The sequence below is a fragment of the Quadrisphaera sp. KR29 genome, from assembly GCF_052644995.1.
The window spans coordinates 1-6,356 of sequence record NZ_JBQXXG010000036.1; the positions used below are offsets into that span (position 1 = coordinate 1).

5 protein-coding genes are annotated in these 6,356 nt (G+C 74.8%); 4 read left to right on the forward strand and 1 reads right to left on the reverse strand.

The genetic code is table 11. The features are described from left to right. The first annotated feature begins 204 nt into the window (after nt 1–204). Nucleotides 205–1,617, forward strand: coding sequence for an NAD(P)H-quinone dehydrogenase (locus tag ACUN9U_RS18220; RefSeq protein WP_445486416.1), 1,413 nt, complete (start codon nt 205–207; stop codon nt 1,615–1,617). A gap of 51 nt (nt 1,618–1,668) precedes the next feature. Here the strand turns inward: ACUN9U_RS18220 and ACUN9U_RS18225 are convergent, their stop codons facing one another. Continuing rightward, nucleotides 1,669–3,498, reverse strand: a complete 1,830-nt coding sequence (locus tag ACUN9U_RS18225; protein WP_445486420.1) for an acetyl/propionyl/methylcrotonyl-CoA carboxylase subunit alpha — start codon at nt 3,496–3,498, stop codon at nt 1,669–1,671. A gap of 289 nt (nt 3,499–3,787) precedes the next feature. On the opposite strand from ACUN9U_RS18225, the gene ACUN9U_RS18230 reads away from it, so the two are divergent. From ACUN9U_RS18230 to ACUN9U_RS18240, 3 genes are all read left to right on the forward strand, one after another. Then, nucleotides 3,788–5,152: an L-lactate MFS transporter gene (locus tag ACUN9U_RS18230; RefSeq protein ID WP_445486417.1), complete on the forward strand. Its 1,365-nt coding sequence runs from the start codon at nt 3,788–3,790 to the stop codon at nt 5,150–5,152. Further along, nucleotides 5,149–5,313 carry an MFS transporter small subunit gene (locus ACUN9U_RS18235; protein WP_445486418.1) on the forward strand — a complete coding sequence of 55 codons (165 nt, stop codon included), beginning with the start codon at nt 5,149–5,151 and terminating at the stop codon, nt 5,311–5,313. Before ACUN9U_RS18230 ends, ACUN9U_RS18235 begins: the two co-directional genes overlap by 4 nt. A gap of 72 nt (nt 5,314–5,385) precedes the next feature. Then, complete coding sequence (locus ACUN9U_RS18240) at nt 5,386–6,279, forward strand: SDR family oxidoreductase (RefSeq protein ID WP_445486419.1); 894 nt, start codon at nt 5,386–5,388, stop codon at nt 6,277–6,279. Nucleotides 6,280–6,356 lie beyond the last annotated feature (77 nt).

The following is a 6,356-nucleotide window of genomic DNA, read 5'->3' on the forward strand; positions in this document are numbered from 1 at the left end:
GTCCCGGTCGCCGTCCCGGTCGCCGTCCCGGTCGCCGTGCTGGGGGCTCGGAGGACGCGCCCCTTGGGCATGACCGAGCCGTCACGCCCGAGGGGCCGGTCCTCCGAGCAGCTGGGCCGCGGCAGCGGGCCGCGGCAGCGGGCCGCGCCACGGCCGCGGGCCGCGCGGTCCCGGGCTGTCCGAGAGGGCTGAGAGGATGGGGGCGTGCCTGGTCGAGCGCCGCGCGTCGTGGTCATCGGTGGAGGTCCTGGAGGGTACGAGGCGGCTCTGGTCGCCTCCCAGCTCGGGGCCGAGACCACCGTCGTCGAGCGCGCCGGCATGGGCGGCTCCACCGTCCTGACCGACGTGGTGCCCTCCAAGGCGCTCATCTCCGTGGCCGAGGTGATGAACCTGGCCGCCGAGGCGGAGGAGCTGGGGCTGCGCTACCCGGGCAGTGACGGCGACCCGGGCACCAAGGAGCCCATCAGCGTGGACCTGGGGCGCGTCAACGCCCGGGTGCGGGCGCTGGCCGCGGCGCAGTCCGCCGACATCGAGCGCCGCTTGGCCGCCGAGGGGGTCCGCGTGCTGCGCGGCCGCGGTCGCCTGGACGGGACCGAGCGCGTCGTCGTCGACCTGGAGGAGGGCGGCACCGAGCAGCTCGCCGCCGACATCACCCTCGTGTCCACCGGCTCCTCGCCGCGCGAGATGGACAGCGCGAAGCCGGACGGCGAGCGCATCCTGACCTGGAAGCAGCTGTACGAGCTGGACAGCATCCCCGAGCGGCTCGTGGTGGTCGGGTCGGGCGTGACGGGCGCGGAGTTCGCCAGCGCCTACGACGCGCTCGGCTCCGACGTCGTCCTGGTCTCCAGCCGCGACAGGGTGCTGCCGGGGCAGGACGCCGACGCCGCCGAGGTGATCGAGGACGTCTTCCGGCGCCGCGGCATGGAGCTCATGGGCCGCTCGCGGGCGGCCTCGGCGCGGCGGGAGGGCGACGGCGTCGTCGTCACCCTGGAGGACGGCCGCGAGGTCCGCGGCACGCACTGCCTCATGGCGGTCGGGTCGGTGCCCAACACCTCCGGCATCGGCCTGGAGGAGGCGGGGGTCGCGCTGTCGCAGAGCGGTCACATCGAGGTCGACAGGGTCTCGCGCACGTCCGCGCGCGGCGTCTACGCCGCCGGCGACTGCACGGGCGTGCTGCCGCTGGCCTCCGTCGCGGCCATGCAGGGACGCACGGCGATGTGGCACGCCCTCGGGGACGCCGTGAGCCCGCTGCGGCTGCGCAAGGTCTCCGCCAACATCTTCACCGCGCCGGAGATCGCCACCGTCGGGTGGACGCAGGAGCAGGTGGAGTCCGGCGAGGTCGACGGCGAGGTGCTCATGCTGCCCCTGGCCGGGAACGCCCGCGCCAAGATGCTGGGCATCCGCGACGGCTTCGTGAAGCTCTTCGCCTCCACCGGGTCCGGCCGGGTGCTCGGCGGCGTGGTCTGCGCGCCGCGCGCCTCCGAGCTGATCTTCCCGGTGGCGCTGGCGGTGGAGCACGGCCTCACGGTGGACCAGGTGGCGCACGCCTTCACGGTGTACCCGTCCCTGTCGGGCTCGGTGGCCGAGGCCGCCCGCCGCCTGCACGTCTCCACCTGACGACGCGCCGGCACGGCCCGCCGACCGCGGGCGCGCCAGCCGCTGGGCGCGTCAGCCGGTGGGCGCGTCAGCGATGGTGCAGATGACCGCTCCGGTGGTCAGCGTCGTCCCGACGTCGGCCGTGAGGCCGGTGATGACGCCGTCCTTGTGGGCGGTCAGCGGCTGCTCCATCTTCATCGCCTCGAGCACGACGACGAGGTCGCCGGCGACCACCGCCTGCCCCTCCGCGACGGCGACCTTGACCAGCGTGCCCTGCATGGGGGCGACCAGGGCGTCACCGCCGGCGGCCTTCGCGGCGGCAGCGGCGTTGCGGGGCCGCTTCTGCTGGCGGCGCGCCGACTGCACGGCGCCCCCGACCTGCGCGCCGGCCTCCAGCACCCAGCCGGGCAGGGTGACCTCCAGGCGCTTGCCGGCGACCTCGACCACCACGGTGGAGCGCTCGGCGTCCGCGGGGTCGGCCACCTCGGGGGCCGGGCCCGACCACGGCGCGGTGGAGCCGGACCAGGCGGTCTCGATCCAGCGGGTGTGCACGCGGAAGCGCTCCGCCTGCCCCACCGCCTGCGGGGAGGACGCCGGCAGGGCCGGGTCGAGGGCGGTGAAGGCGGGGTCGTCCACGACGAGGCGGTGGAAGGGCAGCACCGTCGGCAGGCCCTCGACGACCATCTCGCCCAGGGCGCGGCGGGCGCGCTGCAGGGCCTGCTCGCGGCTGGCGCCGGTGACGACGAGCTTGGCGATGAGGGAGTCGAAGGCGCCGGAGACGACGTCGCCGCTGCGGACGCCGGTGTCGACGCGGACGCCGGGGCCCGAGGGCGCCTCGAAGCGGGTGACCGTGCCGGGGGCGGGCAGGAAGCCGCGCCCGGGGTCCTCGCCGTTGAGGCGGAACTCGATGCTGTGCCCGCGGGCGGGCGGGTCGTCGTAGCCGAGGGCCTCCCCGGTGGCCAGGCGGAACTGCTCGCGCACGAGGTCGATGCCGCTGACCTCCTCGGTCACCGGGTGCTCGACCTGCAGGCGGGTGTTGACCTCGAGGAAGGACACGGTGCCGTCCTTGGCCACGAGGAACTCGCACGTGCCGGCGCCGACGTAGCCGGCCTCGCGCAGGATCGCCTTGGAGGCCTCGCGCAGCGAGCGCTCCTGGTCGGGGGTGAGGAACGGCGCGGGCGCCTCCTCCACGAGCTTCTGGTGGCGGCGCTGCAGCGAGCAGTCGCGGGTGGAGACGACCACGACGCCGCCGTGCTCGTCGGCCAGGCACTGGGTCTCGACGTGGCGCGGCTCGTCGAGGTAGCGCTCCACGAAGCACTCACCGCGCCCGAAGGCCGCGACGGCCTCCCGCACGGCCGACTCGTAGAGCTCCCCGACCTCCTCGCGGGTCCGGGCCACCTTCAGCCCGCGCCCACCGCCGCCGTACGCGGCCTTGATGGCCACCGGCAGGCCGTGGGCGTCGACGAAGGCGAGCACCTCCTCGACGCCGTCCACCGGGCCCGGCGTGCCGGCCACCAGGGGAGCGCCGACGCGCTCGGCGATCTCGCGGGCGGAGACCTTGTCGCCCAGGGCCTCGATGGCCGCCGGCGGGGGCCCGATCCACGTCAGGCCGGCGTCGACGACGGCCCGCGCGAAGCCGGAGTCCTCCGAGAGGAAGCCGTACCCGGGGTGCACGGCGTCGGCGCCGGAGCGGGCCGCCACCTCCAGCAGCAGGTCGGCCCGCAGGTAGGACTCTGCGGAGGTGGTGCCGCCCAGGGCGTGCGCCTCGTCGGCGAGCTCGACGTGCAGGGCGTGGCGGTCGGGCTCGGCGTACACCGCCACCGAGGCGATGCCGGCGTCCCTGCAGGCCCGGACGACCCGGACGGCGATCTCACCGCGGTTGGCGATGAGCACCTTGGTGATGCCGCGGCCGTGCTCGCGATCCCCTGTGCGCCGACCGCTGCTGCGACGCTCGGTGACCACGCGCGCCTCGCCTCCGCTCCTGATCCCCCGGTGCGCCCCCGCTGGGCATCCCGGCGGAGCAGCCTAGCCGCCGGGGCGGAGCGGGCGGGCACCAGCGGCTGGACGGGGTGCGCTCGACTCGCAGCCCCCTGCCAGCCGGGGCACAGTGCGCACCAGGGGTCCAGCGGAGGGCCCCTGTGCTGTGAGGACGCGGCGGCCCTGGGCCCAGCTGCGCGAGGAGGCTGGGGCCATGTCGTTCCTGGACCGCGAGCGGACCGTGGCGCCGCCCGGCTACAGCCGGTGGCTGATCCCGCCGGCCGCCCTGGCGGTGCACCTGTCGATCGGGCAGGTGTACGCCTTCAGCGTCTTCAAGACCCCGCTGCAGGACCACTTCGGCACCGGCGGCACCCCCATCGCCGTCATCTTCTCGATCGCCATCGTCATGCTCGGCCTGTCGGCGGCGTTCGGCGGCACCTGGGTGGAGCGCAACGGGCCGCGCAAGACGATGGTCGCCTCCGCGCTGTTCTTCTGCGGCGGCCTGTTCATCGGCGCCGCGGGCGTCGCCGCCGACCAGCTGTGGCTGGTCTACCTCGGCTACGGCGTCGTCGGGGGCGTCGGCCTGGGGCTGGGCTACATCTCCCCGGTCTCCACGCTCATCAAGTGGTTCCCCGACCGCCCGGGCCTGGCCACCGGCCTGGCCATCATGGGCTTCGGCGGTGGCGCGCTCATCGCCAGCCCGCTGTCCAACCGCCTCCTGAACACCTACGGCTCGGACCCCTCCGAGGCGGTGGCGCCCTCGTTCCTGACGCTCGGGGCGATCTACCTCGTGCTCATGCTGCTCGGCGCCTACGTGGTGCGCGTGCCCGCCCAGGACTGGCGCCCGGCCGGCTGGACGCCCCCGCAGCAGTCCACCGGCCTGCGCTCGGTCGGCGACGTCACGGCCCGCAACGCGCTGCGCACGCCGCAGTTCTGGCTGCTGTGGGTGGTGCTGTTCACCAACGTGACCGCCGGCATCGGCATCCTAGAGACCGCCGCCCCGATGGTGCAGACGTTCTTCTCGGGCATCACGCCCGCGGCCGCGGCGGGCTACGTCGGCGTGCTGTCGCTGTGCAACATGGCCGGCCGCTTCGTGTGGAGCTCCACCTCCGACGTCATCGGGCGCAAGCGGATCTACATGGTCTACCTGGGCGTCGGCGCCGTCCTGTACCTCGGCGCGGTGCTGCTGGGGACCACGTCCGTCGTCGTCTTCGTGGTGCTGACGGGCATCATCCTCAGCTTCTACGGCGGTGGCTTCGCCACCATCCCCGCCTACCTCAAGGACCTCTTCGGGGGGCTGCAGGTGGGCGCCATCCACGGCCGGCTCCTGACCGCGTGGTCGGCGGCGGGCGTGGCGGGCCCGCTGATCGTCAACACCCTCGTCGACGCCGCCGGCGGGGAGTCCGGGGGCGCCGGCGCCTACCGGCTGCCGCTGTCGGTGATGGTCGGCGTCCTGGTGGTCGGCTTCATCGCCAACGCCCTGGTGCGCCCGGTCGACCCGAGGTTCCACGAGCCGCGCGACCAGCGCGGCGGTGACGGCTCCGCGGCCGCGGAGCGGGAGGAGGCGAGGAGCCGGTGAGCACGGGAGCCAGCACGGGGTCGAGCAGGACGACGGGCGCCGGCGGCGGGCAGGGCACCGCCAAGACCGCCGCGGTGGTGCTGTGGGTGCTCGTCAGCGGTGGCCTGCTCTACGGGGTGGTCCAGACCGTGTCGCGGGCCACGCAGCTCTTCAGCGGCTGAGACGGGCCCGCCGGCCGCCCCGCACGCGGACTGGATCAGCGTGACGGGGCGTCCGGCGGGTAGGGGGTGGGTGTGACCAGCACCCCTGAGCTCATCGACCCGACCACCCGCTACCCGCAGCCGGAGTTCGACCAGGGCGCCCAGCCCGGTCCCGGCCAGGCCTGGGGCATGGACCCCGCCCCCGACCACGGCGAGGAGAGCTACCGCGGCAGCGGCAAGCTCACCGGCCGCCGCGCGCTCGTGACCGGCGGTGACAGCGGCATCGGCCGCGCCGCCGCCATCGCCTTCGCCCGCGAGGGCGCCGACGTCGCCATCTCCTACCTGCCCGAGGAGCAGCAGGACGCCGACGCCGTCATCGCCCTGATCGAGAAGGAGGGCGTCAAGGCCCTCGCGCTGCCCGGGGACATCACCGATGAGGCCTTCGCCACGTCCCTGGTGACCAGGACCGTGGAGGCGTTCGGCGGCATCGACGTCCTGGTCAACAACGCGGGCAAGCAGCAGGCCCGCGAGTCGATCCTCGACATCAGCTCCGAGCAGTTCGACGAGACGTTCAAGACCAACGTCTACGCGATGTTCTGGATCACCAAGGAGGCCGTCAAGCACCTGCCGCCGGGCTCCTCGATCATCAACACGACGTCGGTGCAGGCCTACCAGCCCTCGCCCACGCTGGTCGACTACGCCAGCACCAAGGCCACCATCAACGCCTTCACGAAGGCGCTCGCGGGCCAGCTGGCCGAGAAGGGGATCCGCGTCAACGCCGTGGCCCCCGGGCCGGTGTGGACCCCGCTGCAGCCGGCGGGCGGGCAGCCGGAGTCGGCGCTGCCGGAGTTCGGCGCCCAGACACCCCTGGGCCGGCCTGGCCAGCCCGCCGAGTACGGCGCGGCGTACGTCCACCTGGCCTCGAACGACTCCAGCTACACGACCGGCTCCACCCTGTCCATCACCGGTGGCATGCCCACCCCCTGACCCCCACCCCGTCCGGGGGGGCGGGGGGGGGGGGGGCCCCGGCGGGGGGGGGGGGGCCCCGGCGACCCCCGGGGGGG